At 32.5% G+C, this 17,689-nt stretch carries 20 protein-coding genes; 10 read left to right on the top strand and 10 right to left on the bottom strand.

What is annotated here, in order from left to right; all coding sequences use genetic code 11:
• The first annotated feature begins 26 nt into the window (after positions 1-26).
• The 3 genes from ACODSB_RS11855 to ACODSB_RS11845 all read left to right on the top strand — a co-directional run bounded on the left by ACODSB_RS11855 (position 27) and on the right by ACODSB_RS11845 (position 3,804).
• Positions 27-377 (top strand): four helix bundle protein, encoded by a 351-nt coding sequence (locus ACODSB_RS11855; RefSeq protein WP_053471784.1) that lies wholly within the window; start codon positions 27-29, stop codon positions 375-377.
• A 56-nt stretch (positions 378-433) separates the two neighbouring features.
• Entirely contained in the window at positions 434-2,239 is a 1,806-nt protein-coding gene (locus tag ACODSB_RS11850; RefSeq protein WP_053471785.1) for an acyl-CoA dehydrogenase FadE, read from the top strand.
• 470 nt (positions 2,240-2,709) lie between these two features.
• Positions 2,710-3,804 carry a glycoside hydrolase family 18 protein gene (locus tag ACODSB_RS11845; protein ID WP_488937191.1) on the top strand — a complete coding sequence of 365 codons (1,095 nt, stop codon included), beginning with the start codon at positions 2,710-2,712 and terminating at the stop codon, positions 3,802-3,804.
• 71 nt (positions 3,805-3,875) lie between these two features.
• Here the strand turns inward: ACODSB_RS11845 and ACODSB_RS11840 are convergent, their stop codons facing one another.
• The 3 genes from ACODSB_RS11840 to ACODSB_RS11830 all read right to left on the bottom strand — a co-directional run bounded on the left by ACODSB_RS11840 (position 3,876) and on the right by ACODSB_RS11830 (position 5,432).
• Entirely contained in the window at positions 3,876-4,361 is a 486-nt protein-coding gene (locus ACODSB_RS11840) for a hypothetical protein (RefSeq protein ID WP_053471824.1), read from the bottom strand.
• A 90-nt stretch (positions 4,362-4,451) separates the two neighbouring features.
• Positions 4,452-4,973 carry a DUF4251 domain-containing protein gene (locus ACODSB_RS11835; protein ID WP_488937190.1) on the bottom strand — a complete coding sequence of 174 codons (522 nt, stop codon included), beginning with the start codon at positions 4,971-4,973 and terminating at the stop codon, positions 4,452-4,454.
• A gap of 30 nt (positions 4,974-5,003) precedes the next feature.
• Entirely contained in the window at positions 5,004-5,432 is a 429-nt protein-coding gene (locus ACODSB_RS11830) for an META domain-containing protein (RefSeq protein WP_488937189.1), read from the bottom strand.
• A gap of 214 nt (positions 5,433-5,646) precedes the next feature.
• Between ACODSB_RS11830 and ACODSB_RS11825 the strand changes: the two genes are divergently transcribed.
• Together ACODSB_RS11825 and ACODSB_RS11820 are read left to right on the top strand one after the other, a co-directional pair.
• Entirely contained in the window at positions 5,647-6,174 is a 528-nt protein-coding gene (locus ACODSB_RS11825) for a superoxide dismutase family protein (RefSeq protein ID WP_488937188.1), read from the top strand.
• Positions 6,175-6,292: 118 nt separating this feature from the next.
• On the top strand, positions 6,293-7,495 hold the full coding sequence (locus ACODSB_RS11820; protein WP_488937187.1) for an LETM1-related biofilm-associated protein: 1,203 nt from the start codon (positions 6,293-6,295) through the stop codon (positions 7,493-7,495).
• A gap of 34 nt (positions 7,496-7,529) precedes the next feature.
• Here the strand turns inward: ACODSB_RS11820 and can are convergent, their stop codons facing one another.
• From can to ACODSB_RS11800, 4 genes are all read right to left on the bottom strand, one after another.
• Positions 7,530-8,168, bottom strand: coding sequence for a carbonate dehydratase (gene can, locus ACODSB_RS11815; RefSeq protein WP_053471791.1), 639 nt, complete (start codon positions 8,166-8,168; stop codon positions 7,530-7,532).
• Between the two features lie 122 nt (positions 8,169-8,290).
• On the bottom strand, positions 8,291-9,937 hold the full coding sequence (locus ACODSB_RS11810; RefSeq protein WP_256635609.1) for a SulP family inorganic anion transporter: 1,647 nt from the start codon (positions 9,935-9,937) through the stop codon (positions 8,291-8,293).
• A gap of 80 nt (positions 9,938-10,017) precedes the next feature.
• Entirely contained in the window at positions 10,018-10,296 is a 279-nt protein-coding gene (locus tag ACODSB_RS11805; protein ID WP_235992049.1) for a hypothetical protein, read from the bottom strand.
• Positions 10,297-10,429: 133 nt separating this feature from the next.
• A complete protein-coding gene (locus ACODSB_RS11800) occupies positions 10,430-10,909 on the bottom strand; it encodes a Dps family protein (RefSeq protein WP_488937186.1) in 480 nt (159 codons plus the stop codon).
• A gap of 110 nt (positions 10,910-11,019) precedes the next feature.
• Between ACODSB_RS11800 and ACODSB_RS11795 the strand changes: the two genes are divergently transcribed.
• Complete coding sequence (locus ACODSB_RS11795; protein WP_073484761.1) at positions 11,020-11,967, top strand: LysR substrate-binding domain-containing protein; 948 nt, start codon at positions 11,020-11,022, stop codon at positions 11,965-11,967.
• 28 nt (positions 11,968-11,995) lie between these two features.
• On the opposite strand, the gene ACODSB_RS11790 is transcribed toward ACODSB_RS11795, so the two are convergent.
• Entirely contained in the window at positions 11,996-12,193 is a 198-nt protein-coding gene (locus ACODSB_RS11790; protein WP_053471796.1) for a hypothetical protein, read from the bottom strand.
• A gap of 166 nt (positions 12,194-12,359) precedes the next feature.
• Positions 12,360-13,025 (bottom strand): tRNA (5-methylaminomethyl-2-thiouridine)(34)-methyltransferase MnmC2, encoded by a 666-nt coding sequence (gene mnmC2 / locus ACODSB_RS11785; protein ID WP_053471825.1) that lies wholly within the window; start codon positions 13,023-13,025, stop codon positions 12,360-12,362.
• Between the two features lie 311 nt (positions 13,026-13,336).
• Here mnmC2 and ACODSB_RS11780 point away from each other — a divergent pair, with 311 nt between their 5' ends.
• On the top strand, positions 13,337-14,407 hold the full coding sequence (locus ACODSB_RS11780; protein ID WP_180858237.1) for a branched-chain amino acid aminotransferase: 1,071 nt from the start codon (positions 13,337-13,339) through the stop codon (positions 14,405-14,407).
• 242 nt (positions 14,408-14,649) lie between these two features.
• Here ACODSB_RS11780 and ACODSB_RS11775 read toward each other — a convergent pair whose 3' ends face one another.
• The gene (locus ACODSB_RS11775) at positions 14,650-15,030 is read right to left on the bottom strand and encodes a pyrophosphohydrolase domain-containing protein (protein WP_053471798.1); all 381 of its coding nucleotides are present in this window, start codon (positions 15,028-15,030) and stop codon (positions 14,650-14,652) included.
• 343 nt (positions 15,031-15,373) lie between these two features.
• Between ACODSB_RS11775 and ACODSB_RS11770 the strand changes: the two genes are divergently transcribed.
• The 3 genes from ACODSB_RS11770 to ACODSB_RS11760 all read left to right on the top strand — a co-directional run bounded on the left by ACODSB_RS11770 (position 15,374) and on the right by ACODSB_RS11760 (position 17,681).
• Entirely contained in the window at positions 15,374-16,615 is a 1,242-nt protein-coding gene (locus tag ACODSB_RS11770) for an SRPBCC family protein (protein ID WP_053471800.1), read from the top strand.
• A 76-nt stretch (positions 16,616-16,691) separates the two neighbouring features.
• Positions 16,692-17,234 (top strand): RNA polymerase sigma factor, encoded by a 543-nt coding sequence (locus ACODSB_RS11765; RefSeq protein ID WP_488937185.1) that lies wholly within the window; start codon positions 16,692-16,694, stop codon positions 17,232-17,234.
• Between the two features lie 33 nt (positions 17,235-17,267).
• Positions 17,268-17,681 carry a hypothetical protein gene (locus tag ACODSB_RS11760; RefSeq protein ID WP_053471802.1) on the top strand — a complete coding sequence of 138 codons (414 nt, stop codon included), beginning with the start codon at positions 17,268-17,270 and terminating at the stop codon, positions 17,679-17,681.
• Positions 17,682-17,689 lie beyond the last annotated feature (8 nt).

The raw sequence follows: 17,689 nt of genomic DNA, 5'->3' as shown, positions 1-17,689 counted from the left end.
TAGAGAATAGAATATAGATTTTTAGAATGCGACATAATTATAAGAACTTGAAGATTTGGCAGATTGGAATCTCAATTGCTAATGAAATTTCAGATTTATTGGTAGAGTTTCCAAAACATGAAAGATATGATCTAAGTTCTCAAATAAGCAGATGTTCTGTTTCGATGCCTAGTAATATTGCTGAAGGTTCTTCAAGAACTGATAAATCTTTCAGTCATTTTTTAGACATTTCTCTAGGTTCTTCATTTGAACTGATTACGCAATTATTGATTGCTACACATAGAAAGTATATAAACGAAAAACAATTTAACCAATTAGAAATTAAAATAGAAGAATTTCAAAGAATGACAATGGGTTTTCAAAACGGATTAAAGTAAGTCCAGTCAAAATCTATTTTCTATATTCTATTTTCTTTTCTCTAAAAAAATAAAAAATGGCAGATACAATCGAAAAAAACGTAACCCGTGGTGGTCAGTTTTTAGTTAAAGAAACAAAGAGCGAAGATATCTTTACACCAGAAGATTTTTCGGAAGAACAATTAATGATGCGTGACTCTGTAAAAGAGTTCGTAGACAAAGAATTATGGGCGCATAAAGATCGTTTTGAGAAAAAAGATTACGCTTACACAGAATCTTCTATGCGTAAAGCTGGTGAACTAGGACTTCTTGGAGTTGCAGTTCCAGAAGAATACGGCGGATTAGGAATGGGATTTGTTTCTACAATGTTGGTTTGTGACTACATTTCTGGAGCAACTGGTTCTTTCTCAACTGCTTTTGGTGCACACACAGGAATTGGAACTATGCCAATTACCCTTTATGGTACAGAAGAACAAAAGAAAAAATACGTTCCTAAATTGGCTTCTGGAGAATGGTTTGGAGCTTATTGCTTAACTGAACCAGGCGCAGGATCTGATGCTAACTCAGGAAAAACAAAAGCTGTTTTATCTGAAGACGGAACTCATTATTTAATCACAGGACAAAAAATGTGGATTTCGAATGCAGGTTTCTGCAGCGTTTTCATCGTTTTTGCTCGTATTGGTGATGATAAAAATATTACAGGTTTCATCGTAGAAAACGATCCGTCAAACGGAATTTCTATGAATGAAGAAGAACATAAATTAGGAATCCGTGCTTCTTCTACTCGTCAGGTTTTCTTCAACGATACAAAAGTTCCAGTCGAAAACATGTTATCTGAAAGAGGAAACGGTTTCAAAATCGCAATGAATGCTTTAAATGTTGGTCGTATTAAATTAGCTGCTGCATGTCTTGATGCTCAAAGAAGAGTTACTACAGGAGCTGTAAAATATGCTAACGAAAGAATTCAGTTCAATACTTCTATTTCATCTTTTGGAGCTATTCGTTCTAAATTAGCTGAAATGGCTACTAGCGCTTACGCTGGAGAAAGTGCTTCTTACCGTGCTGCAAAAGATATCGAAGACAGAATCGCTGCTCGTGAAGCAGAAGGAACAAGTCATCAGGAAGCAGAATTGAAAGGTGTTGAAGAATATGCTATCGAGTGTTCTATCTTGAAAGTAGCCGTTTCTGAGGACGTTCAAAACTGTTCTGACGAAGGTATTCAGGTTTTTGGTGGAATGGGATTCTCTGAAGATACTCCAATGGAAAGTGCCTGGAGAGATGCTCGTATTGCCAGAATCTATGAAGGAACAAACGAAATCAACAGAATGCTTTCTGTAGGTATGTTGATCAAAAAAGCAATGAAAGGTCACGTTGATTTACTTGGACCTGCAATGAAAGTTCAGGAAGAATTAATGGGAATTCCTTCTTTTGATACTCCAGATTTCTCTGAATTATTTGCAGAAGAAAAAACAATCGTGGCTAACCTGAAAAAAGTTTTCTTAATGGTTGCAGGAAGTGCTGTTCAAAAATATGGTCCGGATTTAGATTCTCACCAACAATTATTGATGGCTGCTGCCGATATCTTAATCGAAATCTACATGGCTGAAAGTACTATTCTTAGAACTGAGAAATTAGCGAAAAGAGAAGGTGAAGATAAAGTAAAAGAACAAATCGCTATGGCAAAATTATACTTGTACAAAGCGGTTGATATCGTAAACTTAAGAGGAAAAGAAGGAATCGCTTCTTTCTCTGAAGGTGACGAACAACGTATGATGTTAATGGGATTAAAACGTTTTACAAAATACACCAACCTGCCAAATGTTGTGGCATTAAGAGAAACAATTGCCTCTAAATTAGTTGCAGAAAATTCATACTGCTTCTAATTCAAAAATAGTTTTTAGCTTTTAATTTGTTTAAACCCGCACAAGTCCGAAACTGTGCGGGTTTATTTTTTTTGTTTTTTTGAACCATATAAGTTATATAAGTTCATTTAAAAAAAAATGTTTTTTTGTAGAAACGCACAGCAGTGCGTCTAACTATGTTTTTTTGTTTTGCCACAGATTAAAGGATTTTCACAGATTTTTTAATCATTTTAATCCTGTAAATCTGTGGCATTTTTTGTAGAGACGCACAGCAGTGCGTCTACGTTATGTTAGACGCACTGCTGTGCGTCTCTACGGAATATTGGAACGGAATAAAATTCTGTCCACTCTAAAATGAACTTATATCACTTATATGGTTTCAACCAATTTCACAAATCTTTATTAAAATTGAGGTTATGTTACAGGATTGATAGCAAAATTTAAATTCTAATGTTTTATATTTAGCGTTTTAAATCTTCAAAAAACATAAAATGAAACAAATTAGCCTAATTGCCCTTTTATTTATCTGCCTTATATCCACAAACATTTTTGCGCAGAAGAATAAGAAATTAGATATCATCGCTTATTATACTGGTGATTCTAAACTAATTGACGAGTACGAAGTCAATAAAGTAGATCAAATTATCTTTAGTTTTTGTCATTTAAAAGATGGAAAACTAAGTGTCGATTCTCCTAAAGATTCTATTACCATAAAACATTTGGTTTCTCTAAAAGCTAAAAATCCACAATTAAAAATCGTTTTATCTCTTGGTGGCTGGGGCGGCTGTGAACCATGTTCTGATGCTTTTTCTACTGCTGATGGTCGTTTGAAATTCGCAAAATCAGTAAAAGAAGTAAGTGATTACTTTAAAGTTGACGGTTTAGATTTAGATTGGGAATATCCTGCAATTGAAGGACTTCCTGGACATTTATATCAAGCTGTTGATAAACCTAACTTTACCGAATTGCTTAAAATTCTTCGTTCAACTTTAGGTAAAAAATATGAATTGAGTTTTGCTGCCGGAGGTTTTCAAAAATATCTTGATGAATCGATTGATTGGAAAGCCGTATCTCCATTAGTAAACCGAATCAATATCATGAGTTATGATTTAGTCAATGGATATTCTAAAGTTACAGGACATCACACACCATTATACAGTACAAATCCAAAAGAAGAATCTACAGACAGAGCGGTTGAGTTTTTATTGAAAGCTGGAGTTCCTGCTGAAAAATTAATAATTGGAGGCGCATTTTACACCAGACAATGGAAAAATGTAGAAAATATCAATAACGGATTGTATCAGGCAGGAGAGCATTTTCAAGGTGCTGACTTTAAAAACTATGCCACAACTTATACGGAAGCTAACGGCTGGAAATATTTCTGGGATGATAAAGCAAAAGCTCCATACTGGTATAATGAAGGAACGAAAACTTTCGCAACATCAGATGATATTAAATCTATTAAGGCAAAAACAGAATATGTGAAGTCTAAAAAATTAGGCGGAATCATGTTTTGGGAATTGACTTTAGACAGTTTCCGTGACGGAATGGTTAATGCCATTTATGAAGTTAAAACGACTAAATAAATTTCATTAAAGCAAATAAAAAACGGCAGTTATTTTTTAAGTAACTGCCGTTTATTTTATAAAGATGTTTTTTATTGGATTTTTGATTTGTCTAATTCTCCAATAAACGGAATCGATTCTAAAATTTCTGCTCTAATTATTGTCTGCAAATAAACTTCTAACTGAATAAATTTTGCAGCATTTATTGCTCCAACCGCTTTCTTTGCCTGTCCGTATGTTTTAGAGAATAATTTTTCATAAGCCAGATGATTTTTTAAAGTTCCTTTTGCTAATTCATCTGCCTTTGCATCTGTAAGCGTTGCATAGTTTTGTGCATAATCATTTATTAATTGAAATTTTTCCTGCCCGAGATTTTTTCGCTCTGTTTCATAATTATCATACACTTTCGTAAAAGCTGCTGATTGAGCATCTGATAAATTCATATACTGCTTTACTAAATCAGCTTTAGATTTTCCGTAAACACTTTGTAAAACATCTACATCTTCTTTAAACGAAGATTGTGCATAAGATGAAAACACGGCAACTGCCATAATAAAAATAAGACTTAATTTTTTCATAGTATTGATTTTTAATTTGTTTCTAAATAATTATGCATTCTAAAATATATTGATTTAAAAAATGGGAGTTATATTATAAAAAAAAGTTTTTTAATTTTTCGTTTCTTGTGTTCTTGGTGCGCTTATTTCTCCATCATAAGAAATTGGTGATCTATTATTAATGGTGACAGAAAGTGAAGCTCCTCCATCAAAAAAAATAGTAAATATTAAATCATAAACATCGTCTTTGCCTTTTACGGTGGCTCTCACACTATAATTTTTAGACTTCTTCCCTATTTTTATATTTTCCGGCGTTCCTTCAAATTTAATTCCGCCGTCGCTTCCGTAACCAACATTATATCCGCGGCCAAAAAAAGGAAGGTCACAGGTTGTTTTTTCAGCATTAAACTTCAAGAAATAAGTATTGTAATCTAAAATAATAAGTCGTCCACCTTGTGGTGTGACTTTTTGGGCTTCAAAAACAAAATTTTTAGAATCGATTAAAGCTTCGGTATCTTTTTGTTTTTGCAGTTCTTTTTCGGCTTTGAGCTCTTTTTTGCTTTTTTGCTGTGCAAATACAGAAACATTCAAAAAGCCAAACAGTATTAATAAAAGGAATAATTTAGTTTTCATCTCATATTATTTTAAGTAAAAACAAGTCGTTTACTTTTTCGTAAATCGCATCATTGCAATATCTCCTGAAATTAAATTCAGTGTTTTTCCATCATCTGTAATATCATACGATGTAATTTTTTGAAGCGTACTCATATACGTTTGTTCGCCTTGCTGTCCGTCAATGCACATCATTTTAGTAACTGCCATTGGCTGTGTAAAATCAATTTTATTGCCGTTTACAACCAATTTTCCGGTATAGGAATTACAACTATTGTTTCCAGAAACCTGATTGTCTTTTGTATTGAATGCTATAGTCGGTTTTTTATTCGGATATAAACCATCAAAAGTAATTCGAGGTCCGGTAATATAATTGAGTTCCCAGGTTCCGTCGAGTTTTGCGACCGAATCTGTTTTTTGACACTTACAGGAAAATAAAATCGAAGTAATTAAAACGAGGATAAAAATCTTTTTCATCATAACATTAAGTATTAAATATGAACGAATTAGAAAAATTTAGTTTCAGAAAATTTTCGTTAAAACTATTACGAATTTAAGCAATATTTTTTGTTTTTGTGCTCAATCGATCTTAAATTACGACGTATAGTTTGACTTTTTTTTAACTTTTAGAGTCAAATTATTCCGTTATTTTATGTTAAATTTACTTAATCTTTAATTTAAAATGCCCGTATATATGAAAAAACTGATCGTATCATTCGCTATAATTACAGCTTTAATCATTGGCTGTAAGACCAATACAAAATCAAATGATGCTAAAACTTTGACTGTAGCATTAGAACCAAAAAGTGGTAGTAACGTAAGCGGAACTGCAACTTTTACGGAGAAAAACGGTAAAGTAACTTTTACTGCAAAAGTTTCTGGTTTACAGCCTGGAGTTCATGCAATACATATTCATGAAAAAGCAGATTGTACTGCTGCCGACGGAAGTTCTGCCGGCGGACACTGGAACCCAGCTTTTAAAAAACACGGAAAATGGGGAGTTGGAGAATATCATAAAGGTGATATTGGAAACTTTACCGCTGATGAAAAAGGTAACGGAACTATAACCTTAACTACTGACGAATGGTGCGTAGGCTGCGGCGATGCAACTAAAGATGTGTTAGGAAAAGGTTTAATTGTGCATCAGGGAACAGATGATTTTACAACTCAGCCAACCGGAAATGCCGGCGGAAGAGTTGCCTGTGCCGGGATAATTAAATAATAAAAAATAATAAAACGCTAATAACCACTATATTTCACAAAAATCTAGTGGTTATTTTATTTTTAATTCACTCTAAAACAAGAAAAAGATATAGCTTTGCAATTATAAATATAATTCAATGATTAACCCATCAGCACACGGCTGGATCGATAAGTTTTTTAGTGAGCAGAAGTTTTCAGAGGCAATTCCTTTTGAAACTACAGATTCCTTTTACTATAAAGTTAGAGAAACTGGTTTTATCTACGGTCATATCATTGCAATTGATTCTCAAATTCCAATTCCGATAAAAGGCTGGTTTAAAACCGAAATTTCTAAAATTGCCTTATTAAATACCCTTTATCATGTTTTTTGTTTAGAAAAAAGAAATTCTGAACCAAATAACTTTATTACCGAAGTTTTAAAATTCTACAAACAAATGAATCCGGAAGGGTTTAATTTGTTTAAGATTCTGCTTCCTAAAGACACTCCTTCTCATTCATTAGAAAGTATAATTGATGAAAGAGTGCAGACCAATGACAGTATTATCAGCAAAAACTTTTCGCATTTAGTAACAAATGCGCTTTTGTTTATTGATGTTTTGGCTTTTAGACAATATTTAGAACACGGAGAAATTCCGGAAAAATATCTAAAAAGAATTGAAGAAACGGTTCTTGGAATCGTAGGTTTGGCTTTAAAAACAAAAACAATCAAATCGCAGCACGACGATTTGCTGATTAAACTTTTTGAGGCTTCTATACGTTATTCTAAATTTTCGAAAGTTACCGTAGATACTCTGGAAACTTTACAATTAGATTATTTTAAAAATACTTTAGAGCATTATTATTTAATTGACATGGCCGGAATGGCATTGTGGAGCGATGGTGTTGTCGAAAATGAAGAATCTTATTTCTTGTATTCTCTAGGTTCAATGATGGGCGTTGCCGATGATTTTGTAAAAACAAGCATCGACACAACCCATGATTTTATTACGACTCATAAAAAGAAAATCCCATACTTTAATTACTCCAATCCGGTTAAGCATTTCTACGACCAGATGACGCACAGCGTTGTAAAACTGATTATAAGAAACAAAAACAGGTTAATTAAAGAAATTGTTCAGAGTAAAGAATTAATGGTTCTATTAGCTTATTCTACAACAAGGGATTTAGATGCGAAGGAAAAGAAAAAAGTAAAAAAACAGCTTTTAGATATTTGTAAAACGATTCCGTCCTTAACAATATTCCTGCTTCCGGGCGGAAGTTTATTACTGCCGATTTTAATCAAGTTTATTCCAACGATGTTACCATCTGCATTCAATGAAAATCTAGACGAAAATGAATAAAAAAAATCGCCCTTTTGAGGCGATTTTTTATTTTTTATAGATTACTCAGCTGGTAAACATCATCAAGTTCATCATTTGAAGAAATGGTTACATTCAAATCGGTTACAAAACCAGAATTCAATCCGTAAACCCATCCATGCAGCATTAAATCCTGACCGTTTTTCCAAGCTGATTGTACAATTGAAGTTTTAGCTAAATTGTAAACCTGTTCTTTAGCATTGATTTCTACAAAAGCATTAAAACGTTCTGTTTCATCTTCAATAGAATTCAAATATTTATCATGTAAACGATATTCATCTTTAATGTGACGAATCCAGTTATCGATAATTCCAACAGATAAATTACCCATAGCCGCTTTTACACCACCACATCCGTAATGTCCGCAAACAATAACGTGTTTTACTTTTAAAACGTTTACTGCATAATCCAGTACGCTTAACATATTCATATCTGAGTGAACAACCATGTTAGCAATGTTTCTGTGTACAAACACTTCACCAGGTTTTGCCCCAATAATTTCGTTTGCAGGAACACGGCTGTCAGAACATCCAATCCATAATAATGGCGGAGATTGCCCTTTTGCTAAATCAGCAAAATAATTAGGATCTTTTGCTAATGAATCTTCTACCCATTTTTTATTGTTCTCTAATATTTGTTCATAGAACTTTCTCATCTTTCTTAGGTTTTTTTCTTGGTATTATCAATGCTTAAGCATATCAAAAAGACTTTTTTGTAAAGTTATTTAAATTTTGATATTTCTCAAACCTGAATAATATCTTTATTTATATAATTTGTTTAAAATTTTTCTTTTTGTTCTTTCTTAACCAATGCTCGTTTTGCAACATCATAATAATGTTCAATCGTAACGTGATTGTTATTATCCGGAGTATTTTCTAATTCGTATGCTTCTTTAAAACCTTTTAGCTTTACTTTGATATTTTCATCGATAGCGCGGGTTTCTTTAAATTCACGAATTAAATCTAATACATCATGAGCAATATATTCTGTATCATGCGCATTAATAATTACTTTAGAATTTTCCGGAATTTCACTTAATGTTTGTTTGATTGCGGCTTTATTTAAAAAAGAAACTTCCTGCGCTAAATCAATATGAATGACATCCCCATCTTCATATTCTTCTTTTTTGAAGATGTAAGCTCTTTTTAAATTTCCTCTTAAAACAAAAATGATACTAATGATAATTCCTAAAGCAACTCCTTTAAGCAAATCTGTCGCAACGACAAAGACCAAAGTTGCGATAAAAGGGACAAACTGGTATTTCCCCTTTTCCCAGAAATGCATAAAGGTTGCTGGTTTTGCTAATTTATATCCAACCAAGATTAAAACCGTAGCTAAAGTTGCCAAAGGAATTTTATTTAAAATTGCCGGAATCGACAATACACTGATCAATAAAAGTACACCATGAATAATAGTCGACATTTTAGATTTTGCACCGGCATTATTGTTTGCAGATGATCTCACCACAACAGATGTCATTGGTAAACCTCCTAAAAGTGCACTCGCAACATTCCCAATACCCTGCGCTCTAAGCTCAACATTAGTATCAGTATAACGTTTTTGAACGTCCATTCTGTCAGAAGCCTCAATACACAAAAGTGTTTCGATAGAAGCTACAATGGCAATTGTAACAGCTACAACCCAAACCTGCGGATTTGTTACTGCAGAAAAGTTTGGTGTAATTATAATAGATTTAAAATCATCAAAAGACTTTGGAACTGGCAAAGAAACCAAATGTTCTTTTGCAATTGCCAATGAGCTTCCTGTTGATATAAAAAATTCGTTTAATAAAACGCCCAGAATAACAGCTACAAGGGCGCCCGGAACTAATTTTAATCTCTTTAAAAAAGGAACTTTATCCCATGAAATTAATATTACAAGTGAAACCAATGAAATTACAACTGCTCCTAAATTGATATGATTTAAGACATCAAAAAGAAATGAAAATGAATTGCTTCCGTCGTTTTGAATAAAAGCCTGATCACCTTCAAAATCAGCATCGTAACCAAATGCATGCGGAATTTGTTTCAGAATAATAATAATTCCGATACCTGCAAGCATTCCTTCGATTACGTTTGTGGGAAAATAGTTTGATATACTTCCCGCTTTTAAAAATCCTAATGCCAATTGAATTAGACCTGCAATAAACACAGACAGTAAAAACACATCAAAGGCACCAAAATCAGTAATAGCAGTTAAAATAATTGCTGTTAAACCAGCCGCAGGGCCAGAAACACTAATATGTGACTGGCTTAAATAACCTACCACAATACCACCAATAACACCCGCAATAATTCCAGAAAATAACGGCGCTCCAGAAGCCATTGCAATACCTAAACACAATGGAAGAGCCACCAAGAAAACCACTAAACCTGAAGCAAAGTCAGACTTAAGGTTGGCAAAAAGATTGATTTTTTTTGTCATAATACAATACTAAAAATTGATACATTAGAACCATGCTGCATTTGCTGTAAATACAGTTGTTCTTCAAATAATCGGAAGTATTATGCCAGGTTGGGTGGTGGAGCAAATATGCTCGGAGAAATATTATCTAGTTTTACGATGTTTTCAGAAACAATCGTTTTCTTTTGAATGTAAACAGGAAGCGGTGCTTCGTGTTCTAAAATTACAGGATGCACTACAGATTTTAGTTCTTTATGCACCTCTTCTTCAGAAAAATTAAAAGACACGCAGGAACTTCCTTTCTTAATCGCCTGAACAATTGTCGGGGTCGATAAGAAGGCAATAAATATGAATAATAATATGCGTGCTAATATTTTCATTGTGGCAAAAATAGCGTTAAACAAATAAAATCAAAGCGACAAGGCAAAAATTTTATACAATTTTAACAAAAACATAAAAGCAGAATAATCAAACTAGACTATTCTGCTTTTTAATACATTCATAAACAATAAATTACAATGTTTCATCAAGCCATGCATTCATCATCCAAATTGTTTTTTCCTGCTCTGCAATAAAGTCACTCATCATTGAATTTGTACCTTCATCATTAATTTCGCCAGATTTATTCAGGATTTCTCTTTCAATTTTTAACAAATCCGATAATGAATTTACAATTAACTGAACTGCTTTTTCATCGTTAGAGATATTTTTTCCAACTGTCAATTTATTGTTGTTGATATAATCTTCAAAAGTATGTAATGGAGTTCCGCCAATTGTTAAAACCCTTTCTGCAATCATATCTATTTTTAATTGTGAATCTGTATATAATTCCTCAAATTTTACATGTAAATCGAAGAAACGTTTCCCACGAATATTCCAATGAATTCCTCTTAAATTTTGATAGTATACCTGAAAATTTGATAATAAAATATTTAATTCTTTCACTAACAATTCTGACTCTTTTACAGGTAATCCTAAAATATTTGTTTTCATAATCTTCATTTTTTATAACTAAGTTTACTACAAATTTAAATTATCTTCATTAAAAAAATTATAAAAAAAAATTATATTTACTTATTTTTGTATCAAAAATTACTATCAAAATGACGATAACTCAATTACAATATGTGTTAGCAGTTGCAGAGCATAAAAACTTTACTCTTGCGGCCGAAAAATGTTTCGTGACACAACCTACATTAAGTATGCAGATTCAAAAAATTGAAGAAGAACTTAATATTTTAATTTTTGACAGAAGTAAAAAACCTATTCAGCTTACAGATATTGGACAAAAGATTGTAAATCAGGCAAAAAATATTGTAAACGAAGCAGATCGTATTAAAGATATTGTTGAACAGCAAAAAGGTTTTATAGGCGGCGAATTTCGCTTAGGAATTATACCAACCATTATGCCAACGCTTTTACCAATGTTTTTGAATAATTTCATTAAGAAATATCCAAAGGTGAAGCTTTTAATTGAAGAGCTTAATACAGATGAAATTATTGTAAAGCTAAAAAATGGTCATCTTGATGCAGCAATTGCAGCAACTCCGCTTGAAGATGAAAAAATAAAAGAAATCGTTTTATACTTTGAGCCATTTGTAGCTTACATTCCGGAGCATCATCACAGCTTTCAAAAAGAAGAAATCGAAGTGGCTGATTTAAACATTAATGAGATTTTACTTTTACAAGACGGACATTGCTTTAGAGACGGAATTTTAAATTTATGCAAAAACGGTACTGATGTCGAGCAAAATAATTTCCAGATTCAAAGCGGAAGTTTTGAAACTTTAATAAAATTAGCCGACGAAGGTTTGGGTACAACGTTACTTCCGTACTTGCACACCTTAGACTTAAAAGAGTCCGACAAACTGAAACTACGAAACTTTAAGGAACCAAAACCTGCCCGAGAGGTAAGTTTGATTTACCCAAAGAGTGAATTAAAAATGCAAATCATTGACGCGATTCGATCTACAATTGCCGGCGTTGTAAAAGGGGCAATTGTTTTTCAGAACGTTCAAATCATTAGTCCGCTGCAAAAAAAGCAAGCATAAAAAAAGGAGCCAATTTGGCTCCTTTTTTTTATACTTTAATCAGTAGTAGACTTTGTTTTAATTCTGGTTTTTCAATAATGAAATTTAATAACCATTCTTGCAATTGTTCCATTTCGTATGGTAACAGTGTTTTGATAGCTTTTTCTAACTCTCTGCAGAAAAGTACCGGGTCGAAACTTACTCTCTCAAGTATTGATTTCGTGTAATCAAACATCATTTTTGACATAATAAAATAAGATTTTTGGGGGTTATCTATATTTTTAAACTCGCACCAAATGTAAACATTAATCACATATAAAGTTTCTTTTTAACTTATTTTTTTAAAAACTTTAGCAACGAATACGTTTTCTTAGTACATATAAATCAATATAGAACCATTCTAAACAACTAAATTACACCTTTTTAAAGGCTCTAAACATTTCTCGTTTTCCCGGCGGGCCTGCTAATTTTTCGACTGTAAACCCAACAGAAATCATGCTTCTTTTAACAACTCCGCGGGCTGCATAAGTAACAAGGACTCCATTAGGTTTTAAACTATTGTACATTTTCTGAAAAATTTCAGTACTCCAAAGCTCCGGCTGTACGCGATATCCGAAGGCATCAAAGTAAATCAAATCAAAAATTTCAAAATCGTTTATTTCATCAAAAAATTGTTTCCTTTTAGTTAACGAGAATTGGCTGCTAATTTCGTTTTTCTCATTCCATTCCGTTTTATGCATTTTTTCGAAAATGTTCTCAAATTCCAATGCCTCAAGTTCGGCAACATAGTTCATTCCTAAAATCTCTTCGGCATTTACAGGATACGCTTCTACCCCAACATAATCTATTTGCTGCTGCTTATGTTCTGATTCTAAAAACGTTATAAAAGCATTCAAACCAGTTCCAAAACCAATTTCAAGAATTGACACCGGATTACTGTCAAATAAGGACAAACCATTTTTTATAAATACATGTTTTGCTTCTTGTATGGCACCGTGTTTTGAATGGTAACTTTCGTTCCATTCTTCTAAATGAATTGTGGTTGAACCATCTAGCGTTTTAATTATTTCTCTTTTCACAATTTTCGAATTTTGCAATGGATAATTATTGATCTGTAACCCATTTTCTAAGTCAAAATTACTCAAAACAAATGCGTAAAGCCTTAAAAAATGATAGTTTTTTCATAAATTCCTTATAAAACTCCGCAAAAATTTTAGGTTTATTATAAGATAAATAAATCTCAGTTAAACACAGGAATTAATGCAGTTTTACCAAGTAAATTATATATTTTTCCGTAATTTTGCATTTAAGAAAACCTATTCTTCATCAGATCATTACGTTATATTTTCATCTGTTAAGAATACAAATTAGATAAAAACTTTACATAATTATGAGTACAACTCAAACAAGCAAAATTGAAATCAGAAAAGCTACTTCGTCTAAGATAAGTTCTGTAGACTTTGAAAACTTAAGCTTTGGTGCTGTATTTACAGACCATTTATTTGAATGTGATTACAAAAACGGACAATGGCAGACTCCGGTCATTAAGCCTTATGCACCGATTTTAATGGATCCTTCTTCAAAAGTCTTTCATTATGGACAAGCGATTTTTGAAGGAATGAAAGCTTATAAAGATGAAAATAATGATGTTTGGTTGTTTAGACCTGATGAAAACTACAAGCGTTTCAACAATTCTGCTGTACGTATGGCTATGCCTGAAGTTCCAGAAGATATATTTTTAGAAGGTTTAAATGAATTATTGAAAATCGACCAGGAATGGATTCAAAGAGGAAACGGTGCAAGTATGTATATCCGTCCTTTTATGATTGCTACTGGCCCTGGGGTTATTGCAAATCCATCTGACGAATATAAATTCATGATTTTACTTTCTCCTGCAAAATCTTATTATGGAGGTGAAGTAAAAGTAATTATTGCTGAACATTATAGTAGAGCTGCAAATGGAGGAATTGGTGCGGCAAAAGCTGCCGGAAACTATGCTGCACAGTTTTACCCAACTAACTTAGCAAACAAAGAAGGTTTCCAACAAGTTATCTGGACTGATGATGCAACGCATACAAAACTGGAAGAAGCCGGAACAATGAACGTTTTCTTCAGAATCAACGATACTTTATTAACAGCTCCAACAAGCGAAAGAATTTTAGATGGTATTACCAGAAAAAGTTTAATTGCAATGGCTGAAAAAGAAGGATTAAATGTTGAAGTTCGTCCGGTAATCGTTTCAGAATTAGTTGAAGCGGCTAAAAACGGATCTTTAAAAGAAATCTTCGGAGCCGGAACTGCTGCAGTTATCAGTGTTATCAAAGGATTCTCGTATAAAGATGAGTATTTTGAATTAACGCCAATCGAGAACTCATACGCTTCTTTCTTAAAAGAAAAACTAACAAGTCTTCAAAATAAACTTTCGGAAGATACTTATGGATGGACAGTTAAAGTTCAATAATCCAAAATCAGAATAAAAACAAAAACCCGACAGCATTTCGTTGTCGGGTTTTTTATTATATCTCTATTACTTATATCTAAACACATAGAAACATAGATTTAATGTGTTTAATTAAAGAATACAAAAAGAAACACGTTTCTCACACATAGCTATGTGCATTAATGCAAGTGAAACGCCTTTTTTATAAGCACCAAAAAACTATGTCTCTATGTGTTAAAACATTTGCACACAGAATTTTATTTTTATAACAACTTTGAAAAATCTGGTTTAAAGTAATTCGGACCTTTCATTACTTTTCCGTCTTCGCGATAAATTGGTTTTCCGTCTTCGCCAAGTTTACTCATATTACTGCGTTGGATTTCATCAAAAACAGCTTCGATTTTATCCTGCAAACCGTGCTCAATAATAGTTCCGCATAAAATATACATCATATCACCAAGAGCATCAGCAATTTCGACTAAGTCATTATTTTGTACCGCTTCAAGATATTCCTCGTTTTCTTCTTTCATTAAATTATAACGAAGCAGTTTTTTAGTTTCTCCCAAATCAGCAATTGGAGTCTGGCTGTGACCTATTTTAAAAGCAGTATGAAATTCAGTAACTGCGTCTAGTTGTTTTTTCATGTTTTTATTCTATTAAATGAGTCGGCAAATTAGCAACAAATCGTATACAATTCTCTAAATTTGTCAAAAATTATTTTTAAGTATGTTTAGTCAAGGACAATTAATATTCGGACTCTGTTTTTTTATTGCATTTGTAATCGTAATGATTTTCGCTTACCGCAAAGATCTTGCACTTCACAAAGTTTTTTATAAAGGAAATTATAAAGTATTACTTGTATTTCTTCTTTTTATTGCCCTTTTATTTGTTATCAAAATCTTTTTAAAAAGATAATACAATCTATTATTTTTAGTTATTAGTTTAGACTCCCAAGAAAATTTATAACTTTACGAAAAACCTGCACCAATGAAGATTCTAAAATATTTATTTCTTTTACTTTTATTAAGTTTAGTTGCTCTTACCGTTTTTGTTGCTACCCAAAAAGGGATTTTTTCTGTTGAAAGAAGCAAAGTAATCAATTCGCCAAAAGCTACTGTATATAATTATGTAAATGACTTTAGAAACTACGAAGATTTTGAATCTTGGGCAGTTGAAGATCCGTCTTTAAAATTTACTTTCCCAAATAAAACTTCCGGAAACGGAGGTTCATTTTCATGGTCCAGCGAAGAAGAAGCCGGAAATGCCATTACACTAAAAACAAAGGACGGAGAAAGTATTGAGCAAAAAATGAAATATGACGGCACAGAAGCTGATGTAACATGGACTTTTAAAGATACTCTTGCAGGAAAAACAAAAGTGACCTGGAAAGCAAAAGGAACAATGAGCTTTTTGTTTAAAATATATGCAGCATTAAATGGCGGTTCAGATAAAGTTATTGGAACTATTTACGAAAAAAGTCTTGTAAACATTGACAAAAACCTGGATTACGAAACCAAAACTTACGCCGTAAAAGTAGATGGAGTGGTTAAAAAAACCGAAACGCCATATATCAAGCAGACATTTACAAGCGAAATTTCTAAGATTAATAAAAATGCGAGAATTGTAATTCCGAAACTGATTCATTTTAGCGAAACCAATGATTTAAGCGCAAACGGAAAACCTTTTATTATTTATCACACTTATGATACTGCAAAAGGATTAGCAAAAATCTCCATTTGTTTACCAATTAATAAAGAGATTTCTATTAGTTCCGGAAGCGATATTTTATCAGGAAAATTAAATGGTTTTGACGCTGTTAAGACCACTTTAAAAGGAGATTATACGCATACAACTGAAGCTATTGCAAAAACAACAGCTTATATCAACAATCAAAAAATTATCCCAGAATTAGGATGGTCGCATCTTGAAATTCTGTCTGTAAGCAAATTAGACGTAAAAAGCCCTTCTAAATTAGTTACAGAAATTTATTTCCCAATTAAACCAAAAGTAGTTCCTGCTTCTGCACCAACAACTGTTACATCACCAGATTATCAGGCTGAAACAGAAACTGACGCTTCAGGAACAACTACACCTGCGACAACTGTACCAAAACCAGCAGTACAGAAACCAGCAACGCAAAAACCTGCAGTTCAAAAACCAGTTACACCAAAACCTGCAGCACCCGCAACAACAACTCCTGCAAAAACAGAAGAAGACTCTGAATTTTAATTTTTTTTAAGGTTGGATTAAACCTTTTGCTTAAAATTCATTCTAAGTTAATATAAGGATTGATAAATCAAGAAGTTTGATCGACGAAAAGGAATTTATACAACAATTATTAGATCCTAAAACGCAAAACACAGCGTTTCAAAAACTTATATCTGATTATCAAAGACCGCTGTATGCTCATATTCGAAATATTGTTTTGAATCATGATGATGCAGACGATGTTTTGCAGAATACTTTCGTAAAGGTATTTCAGTACTTAAAAAACTTTAAGGGAGAAAGCAAACTCTTTTCCTGGATGTATCGAATCGCAACAAACGAAGCTTTGACTTTTTTAAATCAAAAAGCAAAATTAAAAGTTATAACTTCTGAAGATTTACAAAATAAAACGATCGACAATCTAAAAGCAGATGTTTATTTTGATGGAGATGAAATCCAGATCAAACTTCAAAAAGCAATCGTTACACTGCCGGAAAAACAGCAGCTGGTTTTTAAAATGAAATATTTTCAGGAATTAAAGTACGAAGAAATCGCAGAAATTCTTGGCACATCCGTTGGTGCATTAAAGGCATCTTACCATCATGCGGTAAAAAAAATAGAATTATATGTTACAACAAATTAAACCTTTTATAGCTAATCTTATCTTACAGACATTATGAAAGAATTTAAATTAGAAAACGAACCGAAAGTAAAATCAGGATTTAAAACTCCGGATCATTATTTTGATACCCTTTCGGCAAAAGTTTTAGAACAGATTAATGAAAGAGAAGTAAAAGTAATTCCTCTTTATAAACGCAAAAAAGTTATTTCGATAGCTGCTGCGGCCGCAATTTTTATTGCCTTTTTGATCCCAACTGCTAATCACTATTATAAAGCATCAAAAGAACTTGACGAAGCAACATTAGAAACCTATCTGGCTTATCAGTCAAACTTAAATCAATACGATTTAATTAAAGAATTAGATACTAAAGATATTGACAAACTAAATAAGAATGTAGCCCTTGAAGAAGAGACATTAGAGGATATTTTGGCTACAAATCCTAATATTGAAAATTTAATTTCTGAATAAAAACAAAA

This window comes from Flavobacterium sp. FG68, from assembly GCF_057808895.1.
Note: the sequence above shows the minus strand (reverse complement) of the source record. Positions and strands in the feature narration are given on the sequence as shown.